Origin of the sequence: Flavonifractor sp. An10 (genome assembly GCF_002161215.1) — a bacterium.
Classification (GTDB): Bacteria; Bacillota; Clostridia; order Oscillospirales; family Oscillospiraceae; genus Flavonifractor; species Flavonifractor avistercoris.
Map to the genome: position 1 here is coordinate 23,642 of NZ_NFMB01000001.1, position 25,084 is coordinate 48,725.

General features: G+C 58.0%; 22 protein-coding genes. 14 read left to right on the forward strand and 8 right to left on the reverse strand.

From position 1 onward, the window contains the following. Window positions 1-45 precede the first annotated feature (45 nt). From B5E42_RS00145 to B5E42_RS00195, 11 genes are all read left to right on the forward strand, one after another. Window positions 46-1,497 carry a 4-hydroxyphenylacetate 3-hydroxylase family protein gene (locus B5E42_RS00145; RefSeq protein ID WP_087235827.1) on the forward strand — a complete coding sequence of 484 codons (1,452 nt, stop codon included), beginning with the start codon at window positions 46-48 and terminating at the stop codon, window positions 1,495-1,497. Window positions 1,498-1,906: 409 nt separating this feature from the next. Then, complete coding sequence (locus tag B5E42_RS00150; protein ID WP_087235829.1) at window positions 1,907-2,191, forward strand: NifU family protein; 285 nt, start codon at window positions 1,907-1,909, stop codon at window positions 2,189-2,191. Beyond that, window positions 2,181-2,903, forward strand: coding sequence for a 3-hydroxyacyl-ACP dehydratase FabZ (gene fabZ / locus B5E42_RS00155; protein ID WP_087235831.1), 723 nt, complete (start codon window positions 2,181-2,183; stop codon window positions 2,901-2,903). Before B5E42_RS00150 ends, fabZ begins: the two co-directional genes overlap by 11 nt. A 25-nt stretch (window positions 2,904-2,928) precedes the next feature. Beyond that, window positions 2,929-4,026: a glycerol dehydrogenase gene (locus tag B5E42_RS00160; RefSeq protein ID WP_087235833.1), complete on the forward strand. Its 1,098-nt coding sequence runs from the start codon at window positions 2,929-2,931 to the stop codon at window positions 4,024-4,026. Window positions 4,027-4,057: 31 nt separating this feature from the next. Then, window positions 4,058-5,353 (forward strand): acetyl-CoA hydrolase/transferase C-terminal domain-containing protein, encoded by a 1,296-nt coding sequence (locus B5E42_RS00165; RefSeq protein WP_087235835.1) that lies wholly within the window; start codon window positions 4,058-4,060, stop codon window positions 5,351-5,353. A gap of 86 nt (window positions 5,354-5,439) precedes the next feature. Beyond that, window positions 5,440-5,676: an acyl carrier protein gene (locus B5E42_RS00170; RefSeq protein WP_087236618.1), complete on the forward strand. Its 237-nt coding sequence runs from the start codon at window positions 5,440-5,442 to the stop codon at window positions 5,674-5,676. A 3-nt stretch (window positions 5,677-5,679) separates the two neighbouring features. Beyond that, entirely contained in the window at window positions 5,680-6,336 is a 657-nt protein-coding gene (locus B5E42_RS00175; protein ID WP_087235837.1) for an MBL fold metallo-hydrolase, read from the forward strand. Continuing rightward, window positions 6,326-7,396 carry an acyl-protein synthetase gene (locus tag B5E42_RS00180; protein WP_087235838.1) on the forward strand — a complete coding sequence of 357 codons (1,071 nt, stop codon included), beginning with the start codon at window positions 6,326-6,328 and terminating at the stop codon, window positions 7,394-7,396. The genes B5E42_RS00175 and B5E42_RS00180 overlap by 11 nt, the downstream gene beginning before the upstream one ends. After that, the gene (locus B5E42_RS00185; protein ID WP_087235840.1) at window positions 7,386-8,576 is read left to right on the forward strand and encodes an acyl-CoA reductase; all 1,191 of its coding nucleotides are present in this window, start codon (window positions 7,386-7,388) and stop codon (window positions 8,574-8,576) included. Before B5E42_RS00180 ends, B5E42_RS00185 begins: the two co-directional genes overlap by 11 nt. 12 nt (window positions 8,577-8,588) lie before the next feature. Continuing rightward, complete coding sequence (locus B5E42_RS00190; protein WP_087235842.1) at window positions 8,589-9,029, forward strand: 4-oxalocrotonate tautomerase family protein; 441 nt, start codon at window positions 8,589-8,591, stop codon at window positions 9,027-9,029. Between the two features lie 30 nt (window positions 9,030-9,059). Continuing rightward, on the forward strand, window positions 9,060-10,493 hold the full coding sequence (locus tag B5E42_RS00195) for an AMP-binding protein (RefSeq protein ID WP_087235844.1): 1,434 nt from the start codon (window positions 9,060-9,062) through the stop codon (window positions 10,491-10,493). A 945-nt stretch (window positions 10,494-11,438) separates the two neighbouring features. Here the strand turns inward: B5E42_RS00195 and B5E42_RS00200 are convergent. From B5E42_RS00200 to B5E42_RS00235, 8 genes are all read right to left on the reverse strand, one after another. Then, complete coding sequence (locus B5E42_RS00200; RefSeq protein WP_087235846.1) at window positions 11,439-12,869, reverse strand: site-specific integrase; 1,431 nt, start codon at window positions 12,867-12,869, stop codon at window positions 11,439-11,441. After that, window positions 12,827-14,032 (reverse strand): site-specific integrase, encoded by a 1,206-nt coding sequence (locus B5E42_RS00205; RefSeq protein WP_087235848.1) that lies wholly within the window; start codon window positions 14,030-14,032, stop codon window positions 12,827-12,829. Before B5E42_RS00205 ends, B5E42_RS00200 begins: the two co-directional genes overlap by 43 nt. Before the next feature lie 52 nt (window positions 14,033-14,084). After that, complete coding sequence (locus B5E42_RS00210) at window positions 14,085-14,291, reverse strand: hypothetical protein (protein WP_227603568.1); 207 nt, start codon at window positions 14,289-14,291, stop codon at window positions 14,085-14,087. Between the two features lie 171 nt (window positions 14,292-14,462). Next, a complete protein-coding gene (gene mobP3, locus B5E42_RS00215) occupies window positions 14,463-16,265 on the reverse strand; it encodes a MobP3 family relaxase (protein WP_087235852.1) in 1,803 nt (600 codons plus the stop codon). Further along, on the reverse strand, window positions 16,265-16,672 hold the full coding sequence (locus tag B5E42_RS00220) for a hypothetical protein (protein WP_087235854.1): 408 nt from the start codon (window positions 16,670-16,672) through the stop codon (window positions 16,265-16,267). Before B5E42_RS00220 ends, mobP3 begins: the two co-directional genes overlap by 1 nt. Window positions 16,673-17,023: 351 nt before the next feature. Continuing rightward, window positions 17,024-17,686 (reverse strand): helix-turn-helix domain-containing protein, encoded by a 663-nt coding sequence (locus B5E42_RS00225; RefSeq protein ID WP_242966961.1) that lies wholly within the window; start codon window positions 17,684-17,686, stop codon window positions 17,024-17,026. Next, window positions 17,683-17,895, reverse strand: a complete 213-nt coding sequence (locus B5E42_RS00230; protein ID WP_087235856.1) for a helix-turn-helix domain-containing protein — start codon at window positions 17,893-17,895, stop codon at window positions 17,683-17,685. The genes B5E42_RS00225 and B5E42_RS00230 overlap by 4 nt, the downstream gene beginning before the upstream one ends. A gap of 344 nt (window positions 17,896-18,239) precedes the next feature. Next, window positions 18,240-18,947, reverse strand: coding sequence for a hypothetical protein (locus B5E42_RS00235; protein WP_087236620.1), 708 nt, complete (start codon window positions 18,945-18,947; stop codon window positions 18,240-18,242). A gap of 204 nt (window positions 18,948-19,151) precedes the next feature. Between B5E42_RS00235 and B5E42_RS00240 the strand changes: the two genes are divergently transcribed. Genes B5E42_RS00240 through B5E42_RS00250 form a run of 3 tightly spaced genes read left to right on the forward strand, consistent with a single transcriptional unit; the run spans window position 19,152 to window position 25,076 of the window. After that, on the forward strand, window positions 19,152-22,151 hold the full coding sequence (locus B5E42_RS00240; RefSeq protein WP_087236621.1) for a type I restriction endonuclease: 3,000 nt from the start codon (window positions 19,152-19,154) through the stop codon (window positions 22,149-22,151). After that, on the forward strand, window positions 22,151-23,812 hold the full coding sequence (locus tag B5E42_RS00245; protein ID WP_087235859.1) for a class I SAM-dependent DNA methyltransferase: 1,662 nt from the start codon (window positions 22,151-22,153) through the stop codon (window positions 23,810-23,812). The genes B5E42_RS00240 and B5E42_RS00245 overlap by 1 nt, the downstream gene beginning before the upstream one ends. Continuing rightward, window positions 23,805-25,076: a restriction endonuclease subunit S gene (locus B5E42_RS00250; protein WP_087235861.1), complete on the forward strand. Its 1,272-nt coding sequence runs from the start codon at window positions 23,805-23,807 to the stop codon at window positions 25,074-25,076. Before B5E42_RS00245 ends, B5E42_RS00250 begins: the two co-directional genes overlap by 8 nt. Window positions 25,077-25,084 lie beyond the last annotated feature (8 nt).

The following is a 25,084-nucleotide window of genomic DNA, read 5'->3' on the forward strand; positions in this document are numbered from 1 at the left end:
GCATAGAAGAACATCAAAATCTGATTGAGAAAGGAAGTTTCTGCTATGGCACTCATGACCGGCGAACAGTACATCGAAAGCATCCGCAAGATCCCGATGGAGATCTACATGTTCGGCAAGAAGGTGGAAAATCCTGTTGATAACCCGATTCTGCGCCCCTCTCTGAACTCGGTCCGGATGACCTATGACCTGGCCCAGATGCCCGAGTATCAGGAGCTGATGACCGCCATCTCCCCCGAGACCGGCGAGCGCATCAACCGCTTCACCCACATCCACCGCTCCACCGAGGATCTGCGCAACAAGGTGAAGATGCAGCGCCTGCTGGGCCAGAAGACCGCCGCCTGCTTCCAGCGGTGCGTGGGCATGGACGCCTTCAACGCGGAGTACTCCACCACCTATGAGATCGACAAGAAGTACGGCACCCACTATTTCGAGAACTTTAAGAAGTTCATGCTGTACTGCCAGGAGAACGACCTGACCGTGGACGGCGCCATGACCGACGTGAAGGGCGACCGCTCCAAGGCGCCCCACGCCCAGGATGATCCCGACATGTTCCTCCACGTGGTGGAGCGCCGTCCCGACGGCGTGGTGGTGTGCGGCGCCAAGGCCCACCAGACCGGCATCATCAACAGCCATGAGGTCATCGTCATGCCCACCCAGTCCATGGGCCCCGATGACAAGGATTACGCCATCTCCTTCGCCGTGCCCCTGGACACCAAGGGCCTGTTCATGATCATCGGCCGCCAGAGCTGCGACACCCGCAAGCTGGAGGGCAGCGAGATGGACGTGGGCAACAGCGAGTTCGGCGGCGTGGAGGCCCTGACCGTGTTCGACCACGTGTTCGTGCCCAACGACCGCATCTTCATGAACGGCGAGACCGAGTTCGCCGGCATGCTGGTGGAGCGGTTCGCCGGCTATCACCGCCAGAGCTACGGCGGCTGTAAGGTGGGCGTGGGCGACGTGCTCATCGGCGCCGCCGCCGTGGCCGCCGACTACAACGGCGCCGCCAAGGCCAGCCACATCAAGGATAAGCTCATCGAGATGACCCACCTGAACGAGACCCTGTACTGCTGCGGCATCGCCTGCTCCGCCGAGGGCGCCCCCACCGAGAGCGGCAACTACATGATCGACCTGCTGCTGGCCAACGTGTGCAAGCAGAACGTCACCCGCTTCCCCTATGAGATCGTCCGCCTGGCCGAGGATATCGCCGGCGGCCTGATGGTCACCGCCCCCGGCGAGGCCGACTTCCGGGACGAGAAGCTGGGGCCCGTCATCGACAAGTATCTGAAGGGCGTCTCCACCGTGTCCACCGAGAACCGCCTGCGCATCCTGCGCCTGATCGAGAACCTGTCCCTGGGCACCGCCGCCGTTGGCTACCGCACCGAGTCCATGCACGGCGCCGGCTCTCCCCAGGCTCAGCGCATCATGATCTCCCGTCAGGGCAACCTGGCCCACAAGAAAGAGCTGGCCAAGGCCATCGCCCACATCAAGGAGTAAGCCAGCGAGGGCCAGCGCTTTCCCCGGCGAAGCCGTCCAAGCGTTTTGGCGCAGCCAAAACCTTGCCGCAGGCGGGATTCACTCCCGCCGAGGATGTGAAATCCCATCGGGATCCCGGACGCCCCTCAGGGGCGGTCGGGTGCTGGCCAAGGCTATCGCCCACATCAAGGAGTATACGCCCCAAACCATCCCTCTTCTCTCCCTCAAGATTAGTTCCCCGGCGTCCGCCCGGCGCTCCGGTGCGGGCGGAGGCACGCTCCGGGACCCGACCGCCCTGCGGGGCGGTCGGGCGCTGATCCTGACCCGCGCGGGGAGGGGCTGCCCTGGAACATCCGAACAATCAGAATCTGTGCGACCGGGGGGCGGCGGAAATCCGCCGCCCCCCGGTTCTTATAAGGAGGTATCCGCCATGTATGAGGACATCGAGGCCGTGCTGGACGAGCACGTGCGCCCGCTCCTGCGCACCCACGGCGGCGACATGGAGATCGTGGAGGTAGAAGACGGTATCGTCCGCTTCAAGCTCCGGGGAAAATGCGCCGGCTGCCCGGCGGCCGACCTGACCACGGAGGAGCTGATTCAGACCGCGCTGACCGAGCACCTTCCCCACATCAAGCAGGCCGTCCTGGTTCAGGATATCAGCCCGGAGCTGCTGGACGAGGCCTGCGCCATTCTGAACATGCGCCATGGCGGATAACTGTCAGATCGGTGTCCGCTACTGCGGCGGCTGCAACCCCCGGTATGACCGGGTGGCCCTGGTCAAGCGGCTGAGCAGCTTTTTCCCTGAGACGGAGTTTGTCACCGCCCAGGCAGGGGTGAAGTACCCGGCGGTGCTGGTGGTCTGCGGCTGCCCCACCCGGTGCGCCAACACCAGCGACCTGGCGGTGCCCGCCGGGCGGCTGATCTACCTCAGCGGGTGGGAGGAGCTGCTCCCGGTTCGGGAGAAGCTGTCCCAGGCCCTGAAGGGCCAGGAGGCCCGGAGCCTGTCCCACCAGGAGGTGCTGGGCATCCTGCCCCACCGGGAGCCCATGCTGTTCATCGACACGGTGAGCCGTCTGGTGCCGGGGGAGGAGGCGGTGGCCTCCTTCCGGGCCCGGCTGGAGCTGCCCTGTTTCGCGGGACACTTCCCGGATGCCCCGGTGCTGCCGGGCATCTACACCATCGAGGCGGCCGCCCAGGCGGCGGACATCCTGATGATGACCACCGGGCGCTACGGGGGAAAGCTCCCCCTGTTCATGGGGGTGCGGGAGGCCAACTTCCGCCGGAAAATCCTGCCGGGGGACACCCTGGAGATCCACGTGTCTCTCCTGGAGGAAAAGACGGAGCGGGGCCTGGCCGTCTGCCGCGGGCAGGTATTCGTGGACGGCACGCTGGCCGCCGATCTGGAAGTGCGGCTGGCCTTTCGATAGTACAGGAAAAGGAGACTGTCACGACATGACGTATGCCATCAAAGCCCCCGCCCGCTATGTGCAGGGCGCGGGAGAGCTGGACAATCTGGGCCGCAGCGCCAAAAAGCTGGGAAACAAATTCCTGGTCATCTGCTCCGACAACAGCCGCGTCCGCTTCGGCCAGCGGGTGGAGGCCAGCCTGGCCGCCCAGGAGAAGCAGGTAGTGTTCACCACCTTTCACGGCGAGGCCACCAAAGACGAGGTCTTTGCCAAAATGGACGAATGCAAGGCCCAGGGCTGTGACGTGGTCGTGGGCATGGGCGGCGGAAAGGCCCTGGACACAGCCAAGGCCGCAGCAGAAAATCTGGGCCTGCCCTGCGTGGTCATCCCCACCGTGGCCTCCAACGACGCGCCCTGTTCCGGCGTGGCTGTGCTCTACAACGACGCGGGCGTGGTCATCAAGGCGGTGCTCATGCGCCGCAATCCGGATCTGGTTCTGGTAGATACCGGCATCATCGCCGAGGCCCCCAGGCGGCTCTTCGCCGCCGGACTGGGCGACGCGCTGTCCACCTGGTTTGAGGCCCGGGCCTGCAAAAACAGCGGCGCCCGCACCATGGCCCGGGGCAACGTGTCCAACACTGGGCTGATGATGGCCCGTCTGTGCTACGACCTGCTGATGGAAAAGGGCCGGGACGCCCTGGATGCTGTAGACCGGCATCAGGTCACCCCCGAACTGGAGGACGTGGTGGAGGCGTCCATCTATCTCAGCGGCCTGGGGTTTGAGAACGGCGGCCTGGCTGCGGCCCACGCCATCAACGACGGCTTTGCCCAGGAGCCCCAGGCCCACGGCATGTATCACGGTGAGAAGGTGGCCTTCGGCACACTGACTCAGCTGGTGCTGGAAAGGGCCCCGGAGGAGGAGCTGGAGCAGGTGCTCTCCTTCCTGAAGGACACCGGGCTGCCGATGACCCTGGCTCAGCTGGGGGTAAAAGAGGTCGTGCCCGAAACCCTGAAGAAAGTGGCGGAGGCCGCCTGCGTTCCCACACAGTCCACCCGGAATCTGCGGGCCGACATCGCCGCCCAGGAGGTCTATGACGCCATCCTGGAGGCCGACCGTATGGGCCGTGCCTACCTGGCCCGCTGAGCAGGGAAATTTGATAGAAAGTGTGAATAGTATGAGCTGGAAAGAATATTATAAGCAGCATTTGATGACGGCGGAAGAGGCGGTCAATCACATCAAGTCCGGCGACCGGGTCGTTGTGGCCCACGCCTGCGGCGAGCCCTCCTATCTGCTGGATGTGATGGTGTCCAACGCCAAGGCCTACAAGAACGTGGAGATCGTCCACATGGTGGCCATGGGTAAGGGCGAGTACTGCAAGCCGGAGTACGCCGAGAACTTCCGCCACAACGCTTTCTTTGTGGGCGGCAGCACCCGGGATGCCATTGCAGAGGGCCGGGGCGACTTTACCCCCAGCTTCTTCTTTGAGGTGCCCCGCCAGTTCAGCACCACCATGCCTGTGGATGTGGCCATGGTCATGGTCACCCCGCCGGACGAGAACGGCATGTGCTCCCTAGGCGTGTCGGTGGACTATACCCAGGAGGCGGTGAAGCAGGCCAAAACAGTTATCGCACAGGTCAACCCCCAGATGCCCTGGACCGGCCCCTACAGCCTGGTGTCTGTGGAGGATCTGGACTGCATCGTGGAGCATGAGGCTCCCCTGATTGAGCTGGCGCCCCCCAAGATCGGCGACATCGAAAAGGCCATCGGCGAGCACTGTGCTTCCCTGATTCCCGATGGGGCCACCCTCCAGCTGGGCATCGGCGCCATCCCGGACGCAGTGCTCCTCTTCCTGAAGAATAAGAAGGATCTGGGCATCCACTCTGAGATGTTCTCCGACGGCGTGGTGGAGCTGGCTGAGGCCGGCGTCATCACCAACGCCAAAAAGACCCTCCACCCCGGCAAGTTCGTGGTGGCCTTCCTGATGGGCACCCGCCGGCTGTACGACTTCGTGGATCACAACCCCGACGTGGAACTGCGCCCGGTGGACTACGTCAACAACCCCTTTGTCATCGCCCAGAACGAGAAGCTGGTGTCCATCAACTCCTGCGTGCAGGTGGATCTGATGGGCCAGGTGGCCTCCGAGAGCATCGGGGCCAAGCAGATCTCCGGCGTGGGCGGCCAGGTGGACTTTGTCCGCGGTGCCTCCGCCAGTAAGGGCGGCGTCTCCATCATGGCCATGCCCTCCACCGTCAAGGGCAAGATCTCCAAGATTGTCCCACTGCTGGACGAGGGAGCCGCCGTCACCACCAGCCGCAATGACGTGGACTACATCGTCACCGAGTACGGCGTGGCTGCCCTGAAGGGGCAGACCCTGCGCCAGCGGGCCCGCAACCTTATCGAGATTGCCCACCCCGACTTCCGTGACGCCCTCAAGGAAGAGTACGAGAAGAGATTCCATCAGAAATATTAAGTGCCATGCGGCCGCGCTGCGGCGCGGAGCCGGCCTCGGCCAACTCCGCGCCGCGGTTCTGCTTCTGGCGGGAAAGGAAACCGGACATGACGAATTTGGAAAAATACGACCACCTGTTTCTCACCTCGTTTAAGGTTAAGCCGGAGGATCTGCCCGGGCTGAAGTATCAGGGCATCCCCCTGTGGGACTCGCTGGGTCATATGGATTTAATGGGCGACCTGGAGGAGACCTTCGGGATCAGCCTGGGCACGGTGGATGTGCTGGACTTCTCCTCCTACGAGAAGGGGAAGGAGATCCTGGCCAAATACGGCGTGGAGCTCTGAGCCGTGCTGAGTCTGGAGCGGTGGATTGACCCTCTGACGGAGAGCAACTGCTATCTCCTGGGAGAGAACGGCCGGGCGGTGGTGATTGACCCCAACCACCCCCGGGGGCCGCTGGAGCTGCTGGAGCGGCTGGGCTGGAAGCCGGAGCTGATCCTCCTCACCCACGAGCACTGCGACCATATGGCCGGCCTGGAGGCCCTGCGCCGCCGCTGGCCCGGGGTACCGGCGGCGGCCACCGCCGTGTGCAGTGCCAACCTCCAGGACAAGCGGCTCAACATGACCCAGCGGATGGAGGTCTACCTGACCTTCCGGGGTAAGCCGGGGGTGTCCTATCCCCCCTTTGTCTGCGCCCCGGCGGAGCTGCCCTATGAGCGGCGCTGGGAGACGGTATGGCAGGGGCACCGGCTGCAATGTGAGGCGCTGCCCGGCCACACCCCGGGCAGCGCGGGCATTTTTCTGGACGGCGATACCTTTTTCTCCGGGGACTACCTGATCCCGGGGGAGAAGGTGATCCTCCGCCTGCCCGGCGGGAGCGAGACGGACTACCGGGCCAGAACCAGACCCTTTCTGGCGCAGCTGCCGCCGGGGCTGCGGATCTGTCCGGGCCACGGTGCGCCCTATACCTTGACAGGAGAGGAGTGGAGCCAGGATGGATTATGACAGGCTGCTGCAGGGCAGGCCCTACGCCTTGGCCCGGGCGGAGAAGCGGGCCCTGTTTACCCAGGGCCTTTCCGAGCTCACCCGTCTCCACCGGGATTGCTGCCCGGAGTACGGTCGGCTGCTGGACGCCCTGGGGACGCCGGAGGTGCTGGACGCGCCGGAGGACGCGCCCATGCTGCCGGTGGGCCTGTTCAAGGAGCTGGCACTGCGCAGCATCCCGGAGAAGCAGGTGTTCAAAACTCTCACCTCCTCCGGCACCACGGGGCAGAGGGTGTCCCGGATTTTTCTGGACGCGGACACCGCCGCCCGGCAGCAGCAGGCCCTGTGCCACATCATGTCCGACTTCCTGGGGGAGCGGCGGCTGCCCTACCTGGTGCTGGACAGCCGGAAGGTACTGCGGGACCGCACTATGTTCTCCGCCCGGGGGGCGGGTATCCTGGGCTTCGCCCTGCTGGGCTCCCGCACCTGCTACGCCCTGGACGAGAATATGGAGCTGGATCTGGACGGGGTGCGCGCCTTTCTGGAGCGGCACCGGGGAGAGCGCATCTTCCTATTCGGCTTCACCTTCATGATCTGGAAGCACGTGATCCGCGCCCTGGAGGAGGCGGGGGAGCGTCTGTCCATCCCCGACGGAATCCTGGTCCACGGCGGCGGGTGGAAGAAGCTGGCCGGTGAGGCGGTGTCCCCCGAGGAATTCAAGGCCAGGGTGGCGGCGGCCACCGGCGTGGAGCAGGTATACAACTACTACGGCATGGCGGAGCAGACCGGCTGTATCTACATGGAGTGCCCCTGCGGCCACCTCCACGCCAGCGTCTGGTCAGACGTGGTGGTACGGCGAAGCGGGGACTTCTCCCTCTGCGAACCGGGGGAGGAGGGGGTGCTCCAGGTGCTCTCCCTGCTGCCCCGCTCCTATCCGGGCCACTCTCTGCTCACCGAGGATCTGGGGGTATTGCTGGGGGAGGATGACTGCCCCTGCGGGCGGCTGGGCAAATATTTTCGGGTGACCGGGCGGGTGCCCCGGGCCGAAGTAAGGGGGTGCAGCGATACCTATGAGGGATGATGTGACCCTGCTGGCCGGCACGGCGGAGCCGGAGAGCACCCCCTGGGCCCCATTTGACCCCCGGGCGGTGGACTTCCTGGCGGATTTGTCGGCGGAGCTGCGCCGGGATCCCGCCACCCGGCGGCGGGAGGCGGAGGCCGCCCTGGCCTTCTGGTGCCGTCCCGCCCACCTGGAGGAGCTGGCCCGGCGGCATGCCGCCCCGCTGCCCCGGCTGGGCCGGGGACTGGTCTTTCACCTGGCGCCCGCCAACGTGCCGGCCCTGTTTACCTACACCCTGGCCACGGGCCTGCTGTCGGGCAACGCCAACGTGGTGCGCCTGTCCAGCCGCCGGGCGGAAGGAGAGGCGGCCCTCCTGGCCGTCCTGCGCCGGGTGCTGGACCGGCCGGAGCACGCCGCTGTCCGGGCCCGCACCGGCCTGATCACCTATTCCCGGGACAGCAGGATCACTGCGGCCTGGTGCGCCCGCTGCGACGCCCGGGTGGTGTGGGGCGGCGACGACACGGTGGCGGCGGTGCGGGCCATGCCCATGCCCCCTCACGCCGTGGAGCTGTGCTTTCCCGACCGCTGGTCGCTGGCCGTGCTGAGCCGGCGTGCGGTTTCGGAGCTGGATGAGGACGGCATGGCGGAACTGGCCCGGCGGTTTTATAACGACACCTATCAGATGGATCAGAACGCCTGCTCCAGCCCTCAGCTGGTGCTGTGGCTGGAGGACGGGGGAGAGGAGACCTGCCGGAGCCGCTGGTGGGAGGCCGTAGCCGCCCAGGCGGCCCGGCGCTACCCCTTCGGCCCCTTCCAGACCGCCCGCAAGCTGGAGCGGCTGTGTCTCAGCGCCATGACCATGCAGGCCCCGGCGGTGACCCGTGCAGAACGATACGGAGGCAATCTAGTCTATGTGGCGGAGCTGGCCCGTCCTGCGGGACCGCTGCCCCCGCTGAAGGGGGGCTTCGGCTTGTTCTATCAGGGGACGCTGGGTAGCATGGAGGAGCTGCCGCCTCTGCTCACCCCAAAGGTACAGACTCTGGTGTGCGGCGGGGTGGATCCGGATCAGACGGCCGCCCTGCTGGCCCGGCTGGGCGCCAGAGGGGTGGATCGGGTGGTGCCTATGGGCCGTGCTCTGGATTTTGACACCATATGGGACGGCAGGGATCTGATCGCCTGCCTGTCCCGCGTCATCGGATAAGGAGGAGTGCATATGCCGACCTATCACGTCTATGTCAACGAAAACCGGCTCACCAGGGAGCAGAAGCAGGCGGTGGCCCAGGCCATTACCGACGGCCATGTGGCCCAGACCGGGGCGCCGCCCTACTATGTGCAGGTCATCATCGACGAGGTGCCCGACGAAAACCGCTTCGTGGCCGGCCGGCCCATGGGACGGCACATGTGGATCCGCGGCGACGTGCGCTGCCGCACGCCGGAGCAGAACAAGGCCCTGATGCTGGAGCTGACCAGGCGGGTGAGCGGGGTGTGCGATTTTGAACAGCCCTTTATCTGGTGTGATCTCTCCAGCATCGAGCCCACCAACATCCTGAAGTTTGGAACGGTCTTCCCGCCGGCCGGTCAGGAGCAGTCCTGGTACGACGCCCTGCCCGAGCCGGTGAAGGACGCGATCCGGGAACTGATGGACGGGCGCTGAGCGCCCTGTGAATGGGGAGGAGTGTGTATCGTGGAATTGTTTGCGCGCTGTGACCGGGAGCCGGAGCGCCTTCTGGCCGTGACAGAGGGGGGCCGGCGCTATACCCTGGGGGATCTGAATGCCGCCGCCGGGCGGCTGGGCCGGGCGGTGGGGGGGCACCGGCTGGTCTTCCTGCTTTGCGAGAACACGCCGGGCAGTCTGCTGGGCTATTTCGCCTGCCTGCGCACCGGCGCGGTGCCCCTCCTGCTGGACGCCCGCATCGCCCCGGCCCAGCTGGCCGGCCTGCTGGAGACCTACCGCCCGGCCTTCGTGCTGGCGCCGGGGGATCTGCCGGACGAGACCCGGGTGCTGCTGGCCTCCTTCACCCCGGCGTTGGAGGTGGAGGACAGTGTCCTGCTCCGGGACGGAGACCGCACGGGGCCGGAGCTCCACCCGGAGCTGGCCCTGCTGCTCACCACCTCGGGCAGCACGGGCAGCCCCAAGCTGGTGCGCCTGACCGGGAAAAACCTGGACGCCAACGCCCGCTCTATCGTGGAGTACCTCCGCCTGGATGAGGGGGAGCGGCCGGTCACCAACCTGGCCATGAGCTACTCCTACGGCATGTCCATCCTCAACACCCATCTGCTGGCCGGGGCGGCGGTGGTGCTCACCCGCCGCAGCGTGGTGGAGAAGCCCTTCTGGGAACTGGTGCGCCGGGAACGTGTCACCTCTCTGGCCGGGGTGCCCTACACCTATCAGATGTACCGGCGGGTGGGGCTGATGGACATGGAGCTGCCCGCCCTGCACACCCTTACCCAGGCGGGAGGCAAGCTGCCCGAACCCCTTCACCGGGAATTTGCCGACTGGGCGGCGCACACCGGCCGCCGGTTCTATGTCATGTACGGCCAGACCGAGGCTGCCCCCCGCATGGGCTACCTGCCTGCCGAGCGGGCGGTGGAGAAGTGCGGCTGCATGGGTATCCCGGTGCCCGGCGGCTCCTTTGAACTGCTGGGGGAGGACGGCGCCGTGCTGACAGAGGCGGGCAGGATGGGCGAGCTGGTCTACCGGGGGCCTAACGTGGCCATGGGCTATGCCCGGAACGCGGAGGAACTGCTGCTGGGGAACCAGTGGCACGGCGAGCTACATACCGGCGACATGGCGAAGCGGGACGAAGAGGGCTTCTACTCCATCGTGGGGCGGAAGAAGCGGTTCGTCAAGCTCTACGGCAGCCGGGTCAGCCTGGATGAGGTGGAGCGCCTCCTCTCGGCCCGGTTTGCAGGGGTGGGATTTGCCTGCGTAGGCACGGACGACTGCCTAGAGGTGTTCCACGACAGCCGGGAGCCGGAGCTGCCGTTCCAGATGCTGGACTACCTGAGCGGGCAGCTGCACTTCCCACCCAGGACCTTCCGCCTCCATATGCTGGAGGAGATCCCGAAAAATGAGGCGGGCAAGACATTGTACCGGGCCCTGGAAACATCACTCTAATACTGGCGGACAGATGGAGACCACATCTCCCCGCCTTCAGAAATACTCCATCGCTGCCGACCCACGATCTGCTGTTATAGCATGGTAAGCTTACAGAGTTCCTCCACCTGAGAGTAGGCGGATAAGATTCACCTAGAGAAGACGTACCAAGTAAATAGATAAGCAAAAAAATGCGGAGGTACCCGCCCAATTAACAGGTAGGGTACCCCCGCAACTTGTTGATTGGATACTTACGGTGCTTCCTTATTCAACACGGTCATAAAACTTTTGCTGAAAAACCGAAACCTGCCTACTATACGAAAAGGTATTGTGAAAAGGGAAGCAAGAGCAAGGGAATGGTTTGCGAGGACTTGACAACAGCTTATCTCTAATTTGTCAAATTTTTGCCCAGCCCCCTAATATGGGCGGCTTGTAGCGCGGTTAATGGCTAAGTATCGAGATCCCTTTTACATCCCTCATCATTGTTAACACCATAGCAAAATGTTTCGCGGTGGATTGCAGAAAAGTAGGGCAGACAGAAAACCGTGTACGAACCACGTTTGTGCAAATGGTCAAATCGCGGAAATCTACGCCCCCGACAGTTTGACCACACAAGTTGCCACAGAGGGCGGCGGAATGGGCGGAAACTTTGATTTTCGAGAGTGACAGAAAGTAGACGGAATGGAGCGGATATGGCCATAAAACGTTAAAAATAGTTAGAAAAAAGTTCCGGAGCCGCTTGGTAAGGATGAGGTCGGCGGTTCAAATCCGCCCAGCAGCTCCACAAAACGTCCGCTTTTTGCTTGAAAAGCGGACGTTTTCTTTGCTTTTTGCAACTATTTCTGGCGGTTTGAATTTTAGCTTTTGCCTTTGACCACAGAACAAGCCACAGACAGGAAAAAGATGGGCCTCCGAGGGCGCTTTGCCCTTGGAGGCCCGTTTGTGCAATACGGCAGGTTCTCCCGGTCAACTTGCCGCACTTTTCTGTTTTGCCTGTTTTTTCCCGGCGGCGATCTCCGCCTTCATTTCCCGGATCAGTTCTGCCAGTTTTTCCTCACACTCCGCCTCCGTTTTGGCGTAGATGTTCCGGGCCATGCGCTTGCCGTTGACGATGGGGGAGTAGCGGCCCTCCCACAGATGGCCGTTGATCTGGCTGACGCATCCGGTACCCGGTTTGCGCCGCTGTCCCTTGTGGGCCTGGAAGGTGCTGGGGACTGGCTTCTGGGGGGCGGATTCTTGTCTGGGTTTTGATTCGGCTCTCCCGATCCCCCGGTCGATCTTATCCGCCGCGTTCTGCCGCATAGCGTCGGTGACGTGGGTGTAGGTGTTCAGCGTGGTGGTGCTGGACACATGGCCGATGATGGTGCTCAGGGTCTTGATGTCCATGCCGTGCTCCAGGGAGGCGGTGGCGAAAGTGTGCCGAAGATCATGGAACCTCAGACGCTTGCATTCCGCCCGCTCCAGTACGGTCTGGAGCCGCTTTCGGACGGCGGCCGGGTCCATAGGGGAGTCTTCCTTGACCGGAGAGGGGAACATCCAGCGGGAGTGGACAGTTTTCTGGTAGGCTTTTAAGACCTTCAAGACAGGAGCAGGGAGAAGGACCGTCCGATTGCCTGCCTTAGTCTTGGGAGGAGATACCACCAGCTCGCCTTTTACTCGGTGTACCTGCCGCTCTACTCGCAGAGCCCCGGTGCGGAAATTCAGGTCATCCCATTGGAGAGCCAGGATCTCGCCCCGGCGCAGGCCGGTGGCCAGTTCCAAGAGAAGCAGCTCGTAGCAGCCGTCCTCCCTGGCCTGGATCAGCAGCCGCTGGATCTCCTCTGGGGTTAGAACCTTCATTTCTCTGCCCTTGACAGGCGGAAGTTTACAGCTGTCCGCCGGGTTGCGGAAGATCAGCTTTTCTTCCACTGCCTTGTCCAGGGCTGCGTGGAGGGTGGTGTGGATGCCTCGGATAGTCTGATCGGAGAGACCTGTACCATAGAGCTCCTTGCGCAGCAGTCTGCCGTTCTGCTTGAGATGGGTATAGAACTGCTGGATGTCCCCGGTGGTCAGCTTGTCCAGCTGGATATTGCCCAGGGCAGGAATGATGTGCTGATAGATCCGCCGCTCGTAGGACATTTGGGTGTTGGGCCGGAGGGTTGCCTTCTTATAGTCCTGGTACCAGTGATCCAGCCAGTTTCCCAGGGAGAGGTCGGCCTTAGGAACTTCAGGGGCGGGAGGTGTCAGTCTCTCCCGCAGGGCCCTCAGCTTTGCCGCACACTCCGTTTTCGTCTTAGCAAGGACATTCTTCGTCTTTGGCAGCCCCTTCTCATCGTAGCCGATGACCACCCGGCCCTCCCAACGGCCGTCCTTTCTCAGACGGACGCTGCCGTCGCCGTGTTTTCTGCGTTTTGCCACGGGGCCATCTCCTCTCCTAAGTAGTCGGTCAGGAAGCCGCCTACAATTTCCGCCGCCCGTTTCTGCATATCTCCGGTGGTGTGGGTGTAGATGTCCAGGGTGAAGCTGGCCTTGGTATGGCCCAGGATGCCGGACAAGGTCTTGGCATCCACCCCGCTGGCCAGAGCGTGGGTGGCGAAGGTGTGCCTTAAATCGTGGAATCTGAGCTCAGGCAGTCCAGTCTCCTGCAGGATCTTTTTCAGTTGGCGATATGCGGTGCCGGGGTTCAGCGGGGCTTCCGGGCGAAATGGGTCATGGAAGATCCAAGGTGAGTAGGAAGTCTTTTTTCGCAGCCGCAGCCGTTCCGCCGTGCTGGTGGGCAGGAGGATGGTCCGGGTCCCGGCGTAGGTCTTGGTGTCCCCGGCTGTCAGCCGCCCGCCTTTTTCCCGGTGCAGGGTGCGGGAGACGCTGAGAGTGCCCTTTTGCCCATCAAAGTCGTTCCACATGAGGCCACAGATCTCACCCAGCCGCAGGCCGGTGGTCAGCTCCGTGTAGAAGAAATCTCGCCAGATTTCATTGCCATCCACCGCCGCCAGGAAAGTGTCCATCTGTTCCTCGTTTAGAATTTTCATGGGCTTGTGGGTGATCTTAGGCGGGGCCACCTGTTTGGCGGGGTTGTTGGGTATCAGGCACTGGTCTGCCGCCGCTTGGAGGGCCTGGTGGAGGGCGGCGTGGATACCGCGGACGGTGGCGGGAGAGAGGCCGGGGCCCTGGCCGGGCCGAGGGGCAATTCGCCCCTGCTCCAGAAGGAAGCGGTACAATTCCCGCAGGTCTTCAGCGGTGAGTTGCGTGAGCCTCTTTTGCCCCAGGCGGGGCTTGACATGGCGGTCCATGTCGCCCCGGTACCGTTTCAGGGTGTCGGGCCGTAGGGTGAGTGACATCTGCTCCAGCCATCGGTCCAGCCACTCTGACAGCGTCATTCTGCTTTCCTCCGTCAGGTCCACTCCCTGATAGGCGTCGATGTTCTGCCGGAGTTTGGCGGTCAGTTCTTTCTGGGTATCTGCGTAGATATATCGGAAGATGGAGTCGCCATTGCTCTTGTGGCCGATGACGATTCGGCCCTCCCAACGGCCATCTTCCCGTTTCCTAACCATGCCGTCGCCGGATGGTCTTCGCTTTGCCATGCTGCTCACCTCCAGAGTTTATCTTTGATTTGCGGCGCAATTTCTGAGTGACTCATTTGATAGGTGGGAACTTATGGGGCTCCGCTACCCATTGATACACCACGGCTCCACAGCGGCGGCAGATCAGATACCGAAGCCGGCTGCCCAGGAGTCCATGCTTTTTGTAGGTCACCAGCGCCTCTCCGTGCTGCCAGCCAAGGCCAAGGTCATCACTGCCGCAGTATTGGCACCGCTGGACTGGGGGTTGATTGGTTGTCATGGTCATCCCTCCTCAGCAACACAACATACCACAGAAACAGGAAATAGCCAGAGGCACGGCGAACTATTATCAAAAAGTTATCATTTGGACGGTTAGTTTTGCTGTCAGATCCCACTGGGTTTCCGCGTCCGAAGGCTTTTGTTGTTTACTGTGCCGTAATTTTTGAGGGGGTCACATCCCGCCCATGACCATTCCGCCCTGGTTCTGCTCCTCCTCATGGTCATCCGGCTTGTGGCCCATGGCGATCTTCTTTTCCTGGATCTTTCTCCGCAGCTTTCGGTCCACCCGCTGTCCCACCGGAGCGGCGGGCGGCACCGAGTTCTCCCGGAAGATCTGACTCAGATGGTGGAGCAGTCGGGTGGCCGCCAGGAACACATTGGGCCCGCGCGCCTGATCGAAGTGCTCCAGAAAGAAGTCGGCGTACTCATTTCCCTGTTCCGCCGATTCATAGAAATACGCCCAGGCCCGCTCCCGGTCCTGTTTGACATTCTGGCCGGTGAGGTACAGCTTCCCCAGAGCATATTGGGCGTACTGATTGCCCTGCTGGGCGGAGTCGGTGAGATAGGCTACCGCTTTTGGCAGGTCTTTCGGGACATCTCTCCCCTCCAGATACAGCTTTCCCAGGCGGTAGGCGGCGCAGGAGTTACCCTGGGCCGTCGCTTTTTCATACCAGGATACCGCCTCGTCCATTCGGTTTTGACTTTGCAGAAGTTTTCCCAGCGCGTACTGAGCGAAGTCATATCCCACGTCAGCCGCCCGCCGGAACCACAGCTCTGCCTGCTCGTCATCAGGGAGAACACCGCGCCCGTCCCGCCAGCACTTGCCCAGCTGATAGGTAGCCAGGGAGAACCCTCTCTGCCAGAGCTGTTCCAGCACCTGCACCTGCTCCGCTTTTTCCTCCTCTGGATTTTCGTACTCCTCCAGAATTTCCTTGGCACTTTGGTATGCTTCGGCCATCTGCCAGTCAGAGTTCCAGGCATAGTACACCGCATCCTGGTCCTCATCCACCTCGTCCCTCATACGGACATCCTCGAAGGTAAACGTGCCCAGCCGGAGCCGCTCCGCCTCCCGGATGACCATGTTTTTGATGGCTTTGAACTCCTTCTGCTGTGAGAGGGGCAGGCGCTCTCTGGGGGCGTCCTTGTAGTAACGTTCCAGCTCGTCCCGAAGCTGATTCCACTGTTCGTAGCACTCCGCCACCTCCGGGACCTTGGCCAGTTCATCCACGATGGCATCCACCTGCGCCTTTGCCGGCTTTTTCAGGTAGCCATAGACCTTCTTGCCCTTGTGGCCTTCCAACATCCCGGCCAGCGTCTCCATCTGCTCCGCGATAACCGGGCTATAGCACAGACCTGTCTCCATCTCCCGAATGAGCCGCCCCATGGCCTCCGTTGCCGCGTCCCGCACTTGGCTGTAGGACAGATCTTTTTCCTGGTAGAGAGACAGCAGCTCGTCCCGGAAGATCTCATTGGACAGCTGGGAGCGCATCTTCTCGATGCCCTTTTCCGTTAGAAATCCTTGCTTGGGGTCCGCCGACCAGACCATCATGTGGATATGGGGGTGGTGTTTCTCGTCGTGGAAAGCGGCACACCATCGGAAGCTGCTTGGCGGAATTTTCATCGCTGTCGCCAATTCTGTTTGATGGGCCAGCAGCAATCTGCGCCAACTCTCGCCGTTTTCGTAGCCCAGCCGTGCGGCATCCTCCCGTTTCAGGGAGTAGACGAAGGTCCACACCGGCCCGGTGTGCCCGTTGATCTCCTCCATGGTGTTCTCCAGATCGGCAGGACCGTCGGCGGAGAACAGACCGTGAGAGCGGGGACGTTGGGCCATGTATTCCAGGTAGCCGCCGCCGTCATGGGAGGGGGATGGAGCCTCGATCAGCTCCACGCCCTCCCGGGTGGCGATGTATTCGGCGTAGTGTCCGCCGCCGTTTCCCGGCTTGATGTAGCCCGACTTCTGGATCAACCCCGGCATCACTCAGCCTCCTGTTGATAGCGGACAGCGTCCTCGAAACTGATCTCACCGTTGGTCTCCTTTACCTCTTTGACACAGCGGACGCGAGCTTTCCGCAGCTGATCCGGGTCGATCTCTATGTCGGCGGCCAGGATATTCCCCATGAGGTTTTGATCCACCGACAGCTTGAACAGCAGGTGTCCCATCCGTTTACCGAATGCATTCAGCTTGCCTTCCAGCACATCGGCGAGAACCCGGGGCAGATAGGCATCGGCAGACTCCGCGTCCAGGTAACCGGAGTAGAATCGGATGGCCTTCTCGATAAATTCGTTTCTGGTGGAGCAGTTGTCCCTTTGGTAGTGCGATTCCACTTGATCCCACACGGCGTCATCCATCCAAACGGTGTGCTTGTGTCTATTTTCTCCCATTCTCAAATACCTCCTAAATCCGTTGCAGCGTCAGCGCATATCCCTTAACGGCGGGGAAATACGCCTGTTTTTCCGGAAACAGCGTCAATCGCAGGTTTAGTTGGCTGAAAAAGCGTCAGCCTCCGTCCCCGGAAACCGCCCGCACTGCGGGCGGAAGTGACCGCCCAGGCGCCATAAAAGCGCCAGGGCTTTATCCTGCTTTTTCTTTCGTCCCTCGGTTCTGTGCAAAAAGGGCCGGAAGCCTTGTGCCGCAGCGCCTCCCACAACCGTCCCACACCGGCCTGAAACCCGCCGGGAGGGGCAGGGACTCTGCCCCTCCCGCAATCGGGGCACACAGCGGCCCACAGGCGGTCACGCGGGGTTTCCTTGCTCTTGCAGGAGTTTCGCCACTCGCTGGTGTTCCGTTGCCCGCTCCAGTTTGTCTATCTGCCGTCGATAGAACGCATCCGCCGCTTGCTGGATGGGCAGGATCGTGTAGAGATTATTGCCGTTCCACTTCATGCCGTTGCTGTCGATGTAGCTGGTGCGCTCCACCGTGATGAGTTGTTTATCTGCCAGCGTAGAGATGTGCTTCATCACGGTATTGACGGCAAGGCCGACTGCGGAGGAGATGGTGTTATAGCTGGGATGGCATTGGTGAGAGCGGCGATCTTCACAGCAGAGCAGATAGGCGTAGACTGTGATTGCTCCGTGGCCAAGCCCAAGGTAAAACACTTCGTCAGGCATGGTGAAAAATCTGCCACCGTGTACACCGGACAGAATTGGGACGAGATTGGCAGTGAGCAGTCCACTGTGGAGCAGGGACTCAACACTGGACTGGGCCATCTCAACGCTCATCCGGGTGTGCTCCGCCAGTTCCTCCGGCGTGGCAGTGCCACTGAACTTCCGGCAGTGACGGTACTGGAGATACGCCAGTATCGCAAAGGCAGGAGGTTTCAGTTTCCACTTCCAGATCTCATTGGGCAGCGGGAAACGATGCTGCTTTGCGTCACGCTGATATGGGAAAAGCTTCACTGGCAGCCTCCTTCCGCCTGGACAGATACCCACGCCATGAACTTTTCCTTGGACACCACCATCCGGCTGCCTACCCGCACCACCGGGAAGTCCGGCTGGTGCATCAGTTCGTATGCGCTGGAGATGGATACGCCCAGCACCTTTGCCACTGTCTCCGCATTGAGAAACAGCGGCAGGTCATCGTAGCTTTTGTAACTGGATTCCCTCACAATAACGACCTCCTATTCAAAATTTTCTCCCATTTGTATAGGGGAAGATCGAGCCGTTTTGACAACCCCCGAGAATAAAATTCGGAGATATGACTAAAACAAAGTGCCTTGATTTAGTGGTCTTGCCGATGAACAGAGCCTCTGGAATCTCATGCCTTCAACTTCCCCTCTACTTCTTTCCCGAGGACACTTACTGTGTGACATAGAGTTGACACACTTGCCGATTGCCGTCTGATTTTCCCCTCCACTTTCTATTGCAGAAAGTATATCTTTTTGACATACGATTGACAGAAAAACGGAGCGCCTGCTTTGTCAGCAGACACTCCGCTTGGTGTTAGGTCAGTTCAATTTTGTGCTGGTTTCCACAGGCGGCATTTGCCCTCTGCCTCGTCCCGCTCTTTCAGAAGCCGGGCCAAGGCAGAGAAAAACTTTTTTTGCAGGTAGTCCACACTGCCCCGGTTGAGTTGGTGGGACTCAGCGTATTTGCGGATAGACAGGCCCTCCACGAACCGCTCCCGGAAGTAGTCCTGGTATTCTGACAGGACTGTTTTCAGTGCATTTTCCAGAAACTGTAGGTCCTCTTTCAGCTTGGTGAAGTCGCTTCGTGTGATGGCGGCGAACCTCTTTTCATTTACGCAGAGGCGATATTTGCTCCGGTCAAAGTTGTAATTCTCACACAAGTCTTTGGCGTATGTAAGGTAGGTGAGAGACTGCTGATACCTGCGGGAGTCGTATTCTTCCTCCAGCTGCCGCCGCTGCCTTTTCCGCACCGGCCCACGGAAACCTTCATCTTCCAGTCTTTCGATGGCGGCCTCTGAGATCCTCATATTTGTCAGCCGCTTGTACTTGGCTTTCCGCTTTCCGCCCACTTCTACGAAGGAGCAGAAAGACTTCTTGTTGGAGGTATAGTACTTGGGGACATCCGCGAAGGGATAGGCGGTCCAGATGACAGTTTCCTCGCCGGTGTCGGCATCCGTGGCCGTGGAGATCACATAGACTGTTTTGTCATCGTATCGCCGGTAGTACCCGGCGCAGATCCGCCTGCCTGCCATTGCCCGCACCCCCATTTTGTTTTTCTGCATTCAGTATAGTGGAGCAAAGGGCTTCTGTAAATGGGGAAGGGTTTCTTTGTCAACACTGTTGCAAAGGTCTTGCTTACAAAATGAAAACTTGTCTGTGCGTATATTGTTGGATTGAGGAAATTGAAAAACCCTGATATAATAACTATAAGTTTGGGAGAAAACGGGGTGACAGGTATGGCCCACAATGAGAATTCACGCGTCAAAATTCCGGCGATTGCGCACCTAACTCGTCTTGGGTATATTTATCGTCCACTGAAACAGTACAAAGGCGAAATCTGCCCAGACACTAATATTTTTAGAGGGCTGCTGCATAGCGCTGTCAACCAGTTGAACGGAAGAAAGCTTTCAGTTTCGGAAGTTGATCACCTGATTGAGGAACTTACAATCAAACTGGCTAATGACGATCTGGGCCGTGCATTTTACAAGATCCTTTTGGATGGCATTGACGGTTTGCGGATCATTGACCTGGATGATACTTCACGAAATACATACCATGTTGTCACAGAACTTCCTTATCGAAACGGAGATGATGAATTTCGGCCGGATATCACGCTCCTGATCAATGGCCTGCCCCTGGCTTTTATTGAGGTCAAAAAGCCCAATAACCGGGACGGAATCATTGCGGAGCACAAGCGAATCAACAGCCGATTTGAGAAGAAGACCTTTCGACGCTTTGCGAATATAACGCAGATTATGGTGTTCTCCAACAACATGGAGTACGATGACTCCGAGGTAGAACCTATCACGGGAGCGTTCTATGCCTCCAGTAGCTATGAAAAACTGTTTTTTAACCGTTTCCGTGAGGAGGAACCGCAGATTCAAACGATGATCCCCGTTTTGCAGGAAGATGCCGAGGAGCTAATTCTTAGAGACAACAACCTTGTATCCATCCGCGGTACCAAGGAATATCAGACAAATCTGAGCGAGTTAACGCCGACAAATCGGATATTGACTTCACTATTTCTGCCTGTCCGCTTTTTGAAACTCCTGAAATACGGCTTTGCCTATGTGGAACGCACAGATAAGGATGGTATCAAGACACTGCAAAAGCACATTATGCGATACCCACAGTTTTTTGCTACGCTGGCAATTGAAAAGAAGTTGGATGCCGGCATCAAGCATGGTGTTATTTGGCATACCCAAGGGAGTGGGAAAACCGCTCTGGCGTTCCACAATGTCCGTTATCTTCGGGACTACTATCAGCGGCATGGAAAAATCACGAAGTTCTATTTTATCGTTGATCGCTTGGATCTGCTAACCCAGGCAGGAGATGAATTTGCTGCTCGTGGTCTTCATGTGGAGAAAGTAAACTCCAAGGAGGAATTTATTCAGAACATCCGCACGATTGGCACGGCCAACAATACAGGTGAGGATACCATTACGGTGGTGAATATCCAGAAGTTTTCCTCGGAGTCCATCGTCCGGAAAGCGGATTATGATGTGAATGTGCAACGGATCTACTTCCTGGACGAGGCTCACCGGAGTTACAGTCCCAAGGGTTCCTTTTTGGCAAACCTTATAGCGTCCGACCGGGAAGCGGTGATGATCGCCTTGACCGGTACGCCACTGATCGGCGATGGCTATAACACGAAGGATGTCTTTGGAGAATACATCCACAAATATTATTATAACCGCTCTATTGCAGACGGCTATACGCTGAAATTGATCCGTGAAGGTATCAAGACCGAATACCGCACAAAACTTAACGCTGTCTTAGAAGAACTGGAGGCGCGGAAAGGGTCTCTGAAAAAGAAGGATGTCTATGCGCACCCCAAATATGTATCAGCGTTAGTGGAGTACATTGTAGATGATTTCTTGCACAGCCGTATTGCCATGGGTGATCCTACCATCGGTGGGATGATTGTTTGCGATTCCTCCGATCAGGCGCGGATGGTGGACCAGGAACTAAAACGGTACACTGAGGTCAGCCATGTGCTGATTCTCCACGATGTGGAGGACAAGGAGACCCGCCGCGGATACACGGATGATTTCAAGAAGGGCAAGATTGATCTGCTGGTTGTCTACAATATGCTTCTAACTGGATTTGACGCACCCCGGCTGAAAAAGCAATACCTGGGCCGTATCATCAAGGATCACAATTTGCTCCAGACATTGACTCGCGTGAACCGCCCCTATAAGTCCTTCCGGTATGGCTATGTGGTCGACTTTGCCGACATCCGAGCCGAGTTTGATAAGACCAATCAGGCGTATTTCAAGGAATTGCAGGCGGAACTGGGCGACGAGTTTCAGAGGTACAACAACATCTTCAAATCTCAGGAGGAAGTCGAGCGGGAACTGCGGGCGGCCCAGCAGAAGCTGTTCCTCTATGCCACAGACAATGCGGAGTTGTTCTCCCAGCAGATCACAGCACTGGATGATAAGCAGGAGTTGTATGATCTGCGCAAAGCGCTGGAGACCTGTAAGGAACTGTTCAATCTCATGCGGTTATTCGGCTATGAGGAGCTGGCCCAGCGATTTACCATGGACAACCTCCATGCTCTGCTCAGCGAGGTCAATAACCGGATCAACCTGGTGAACCTCAAGGAGAAACTGCAGAGTATTGAAGATACGTCCGGTATCCTGAACATCGCCTTGGATCAAATCGAGTTTACCTTCCGCAAAGTTTCAGAGGACGAGATGGTCATTGCGGATCGATACCAGGAGACACTGGAAAAGACCCGGCAGGAGTTGGAGCGCAGTCTCGACCCCAAAGACCCGGAGTATATCACGCTCTTAGAAGAGTTGAAGCGGATCTTCAAAAAGAAAAACATCGAGGAATTGACAGCTGATGAGATGAAGGAGCAGATCCAGGAGCTGGAACGAATCCGCAAAGCCGCCGCCCAGCAGAATCTGCGGGATCAAATGCTCTGTGCTAAATACGGTGGCGATGCCAAATATATGCGTACCCATAAGCGCATCAAAGCCAGCCCGCCGCCCATCGGCAGTGATCCGGTCATCTTCGATATTCTCATGGGTGTGAAGACGTCGGTGGATCAGAAAGTGCTGAAAAATCAGCGTATTATGGACAACCACGCCTATTTCACCAGGGAGATCATGCCGACGATCATTCAGTCGTGTCGAGATAACGGAGTACAACCCTCTATGGAGCAGGTCAAGTTTATTGATACCTGCATCTCTGGGGAGTACTTTGCAGAAAGGAACTGGACAGCATAATGCAGATCGAATCCCTTACCATTCGCACCAAGCGGATGATCGACGACTTAAAAACCATCTGTGCCAACTTTGGCCTGGGCGGTTCGCCTGGCGAGTACAAAATCATCACACAGGTGTTTCTGTATAAATATCTCAACGATAAATTTTTCTATCAGGTTCGAAAAGTAGAACCCACCCTGGCAAAAGCAGAGAATCTGGAGGCAGCGTTAGAGACTATGCCAGATGACCAGTATGAGATGCTGCTGGCCATGTTGGGTGGTGACACGGCCCGGCTGAAGAAGACACATTATATCTCCTATTTGTTTAACCACCAGAACGATGATTCCATGAAAAAGCCGGATGGCACCCTCTATCCGTTTCATGAGTTGTTCGACGATACTCTGGTGGATATTTCCAATTATAACTTGGATGTTTTTTCTGTCCAGACCGGCGGGGAGGAAAAGATCAAGCTCTTTGATCCTATCTCCCAGTATGTCATCGAAGGGGCCAAAAAGACGCCGTTTTGCCGCGCCATTATCAACAAATTGGTCGAGTTCAGTTTCTCCGAGGTGTATGATCAGAACTACGACTTTTTTGCCCAGATTTTTGAGTATCTGATCAAGGACTACAACAAAGACTTCGGAAAGTACGCTGAATACTACACGCCTCACATCATTGCAACGATCATTGCCCGTATCCTGGTGCAGGAGAAGATCCAAAATGTGACGGTCTACGACCCAGCGGCCGGTTCCGGTACCCTGGTGCTGGCGCTGGCTCACCAGATCGGGGAGGACAACTGCACCATCTACACCCAAGATATCTCGTCCAAGTCCAACGAGTTTTTACGGCTGAACCTGATCCTGAATAATTTGGTTCACTCGCTGGGGAATGTGGTTCACGACGATACGCTGGTTTCTCCCCGGCATTTGAACGCCAAGGGGAACGGCCTTGCTAAATTTGATTATATCGTCAGCAATCCGCCCTTTAATATGGATTTCAGCGATAACCGGGACACCTTGGCGGGAGAGGCATATAAGGAACGGTTCTTTGCCGGTGTGCCCAATGTGCCAAACAAGGAAAAAAGCAGCATGGCCATCTACCTGATGTTCCTGCAGCACATCATTTACTCTATGGAAGAGCATGGAAAAGCGGCAGTGGTCGTCCCAACAGGCTTTTTGACAGCCGGCACTGGAATCCCCAAAAAAATCCGGGAGCATCTGGTAAACCACCAAATGCTCCGGGGGATTGTTTCCATGCCCTCCAATATTTTTGCCACGACCGGTACCAATGTCTCCATTCTGTTTTTGGACAAAGACAACCGGGACGGTAAAGTGATGCTGATGGATGCCTCTAAGCTGGGCATCAAAGAGAAAGTGGACGGAAAGAACCAGAAGACTGTCCTCAGCAGGGAAGAGATCGCCAAGATTATTGACGCCTTTAACGCTGGGGAACCGGTGGATGATTTCTGCGTAGCTGTGACCTATGAGGAGATCCGGCAGAAAAAACTGTCTTTTTCTGCCGGACAGTACTTTGATGTGAAGATCGAGTATGTAGATCTGACGCCGGAGGAGTTTGCGGAGAAGATGCACGGGTTCACCATCCGCTTGGATGAGTTATTTTCTGAGAGCCACCGGCTGGAGGAGGAGATCAAGCAACAGTTGGGGCGGGTAAAGTATGAATAAGATTATAAATCATTCATTTTCGCAACTTTATAGCATGTCATCTGGCATCTCGTCTACAAAAGAACAGGCAGGGCATGGTAGCCCATTTGTTTCTTTTAGTACTGTTTTCAATAATTATTTTTTGCCGGATATACTTCCCGATTTAATGGATACATCAAAGCAAGAACAGAATATCTATTCCATCAAAGAGGGGGATATTCTGATAACTCGAACCAGCGAAACAATTGATGAATTAGCAATGAGTTGTGTCGCTGCAAAAGATTATCCGAGTGCTACTTATAGTGGCTTTACCAAACGGCTGCGTCCTAAAACGGAGGGGATTACATACCATAAATATCTTGCTTTTTATTTGCGGGGAAAACTGTTCAGGAAAGCGGTCACCAATAACGCATTTATGACCCTGCGGGCAAGTTTCAACGAGGATATTTTTTCGTTTTTAAGTTTATATCTTCCCGAATATAAGGAACAGGTGAAAATTGGAGATATGCTTTATTTAATGGAGCAAAAAATCCAATTAAATAAGAGTATCTGTTTCGAGTTGGAATCCATGGCAAAGACGCTTTATGACTATTGGTTCGTGCAGTTTGATTTTCCAGACGAAAATGGCCGTCCCTACCGCGCCTCCGGCGGTGAAATGGTATGGAATCCCCAGCTCAAACGGGAGATTCCGAAGGGGTGGGAGGCTGGTACAATTGGGCAGATAGGTAGTGTCATTTCAGGTGGAACACCTACGACAACCAGAGAGGACTATTATTGCAATCATGGGATTGCGTGGATTACGCCAAACGATTTATCTAAAAATGAAGACAAGATGTTTATTAGTCATGGAGAGCGTGATATTACACAGAGTGGTTTGGATAATAGTTCGGCAGTCCTAATGCCTAAGCATTCAGTGCTGTTGAGTACGCGAGCACCTATTGGGTATCTTGCCATTTCCAGTAATGAAATTTGTACAAATCAAGGTTTTAAATCGATAGTTCCAAATGCTGGATACCATGAATATTTTATTTATTATTTGATTAAACGAAATGTACCGGCTATAGCGCAACAAGGAGTTGGGACTACATTCAAGGAGGTATCAAAGGATACCTTGTCAAATTTTGCGGTGCCATTACCACCGAAATCGCTTGTTAATAATTTCGCAGAAAAAGTTACACCTTTATGTGAAAAGCGGTGTATTTTGGAAGAGGAGAACCATGAACTAAAAAGAGTCCGTGACTGGCTCCTGCCCATGTTGATGAATGGACAGGCCCGGGTGGAATGAGGTGAGAC

Bases quoted from the DNA above. Each gene is read 5' to 3' on its own strand.
- B5E42_RS00145 (WP_087235827.1), top strand. From the start codon at position 46: ATGGCACTCATGACCGGCGAACAGTACATCGAAAGCATCCGCAAGATC.
- B5E42_RS00150 (WP_087235829.1), top strand. From the start codon at position 1,907: ATGTATGAGGACATCGAGGCCGTGCTGGACGAGCACGTGCGCCCGCTC.
- fabZ (WP_087235831.1), top strand. From the start codon at position 2,181: ATGGCGGATAACTGTCAGATCGGTGTCCGCTACTGCGGCGGCTGCAAC.
- B5E42_RS00160 (WP_087235833.1), top strand. From the start codon at position 2,929: ATGACGTATGCCATCAAAGCCCCCGCCCGCTATGTGCAGGGCGCGGGA.
- B5E42_RS00165 (WP_087235835.1), top strand. From the start codon at position 4,058: ATGAGCTGGAAAGAATATTATAAGCAGCATTTGATGACGGCGGAAGAG.
- B5E42_RS00170 (WP_087236618.1), top strand. From the start codon at position 5,440: ATGACGAATTTGGAAAAATACGACCACCTGTTTCTCACCTCGTTTAAG.
- B5E42_RS00180 (WP_087235838.1), top strand. From the start codon at position 6,326: ATGGATTATGACAGGCTGCTGCAGGGCAGGCCCTACGCCTTGGCCCGG.
- B5E42_RS00185 (WP_087235840.1), top strand. From the start codon at position 7,386: ATGAGGGATGATGTGACCCTGCTGGCCGGCACGGCGGAGCCGGAGAGC.
- B5E42_RS00190 (WP_087235842.1), top strand. From the start codon at position 8,589: ATGCCGACCTATCACGTCTATGTCAACGAAAACCGGCTCACCAGGGAG.
- B5E42_RS00205 (WP_087235848.1), bottom strand. From the start codon at position 14,032: ATGGCAAAGCGAAGACCATCCGGCGACGGCATGGTTAGGAAACGGGAA.
- B5E42_RS00210 (WP_227603568.1), bottom strand. From the start codon at position 14,291: ATGACAACCAATCAACCCCCAGTCCAGCGGTGCCAATACTGCGGCAGT.
- mobP3 (WP_087235852.1), bottom strand. From the start codon at position 16,265: ATGCCGGGGTTGATCCAGAAGTCGGGCTACATCAAGCCGGGAAACGGC.
- B5E42_RS00220 (WP_087235854.1), bottom strand. From the start codon at position 16,672: ATGGGAGAAAATAGACACAAGCACACCGTTTGGATGGATGACGCCGTG.
- B5E42_RS00235 (WP_087236620.1), bottom strand. From the start codon at position 18,947: ATGGCAGGCAGGCGGATCTGCGCCGGGTACTACCGGCGATACGATGAC.
- B5E42_RS00240 (WP_087236621.1), top strand. From the start codon at position 19,152: ATGGCCCACAATGAGAATTCACGCGTCAAAATTCCGGCGATTGCGCAC.
- B5E42_RS00245 (WP_087235859.1), top strand. From the start codon at position 22,151: ATGCAGATCGAATCCCTTACCATTCGCACCAAGCGGATGATCGACGAC.
- B5E42_RS00250 (WP_087235861.1), top strand. From the start codon at position 23,805: ATGAATAAGATTATAAATCATTCATTTTCGCAACTTTATAGCATGTCA.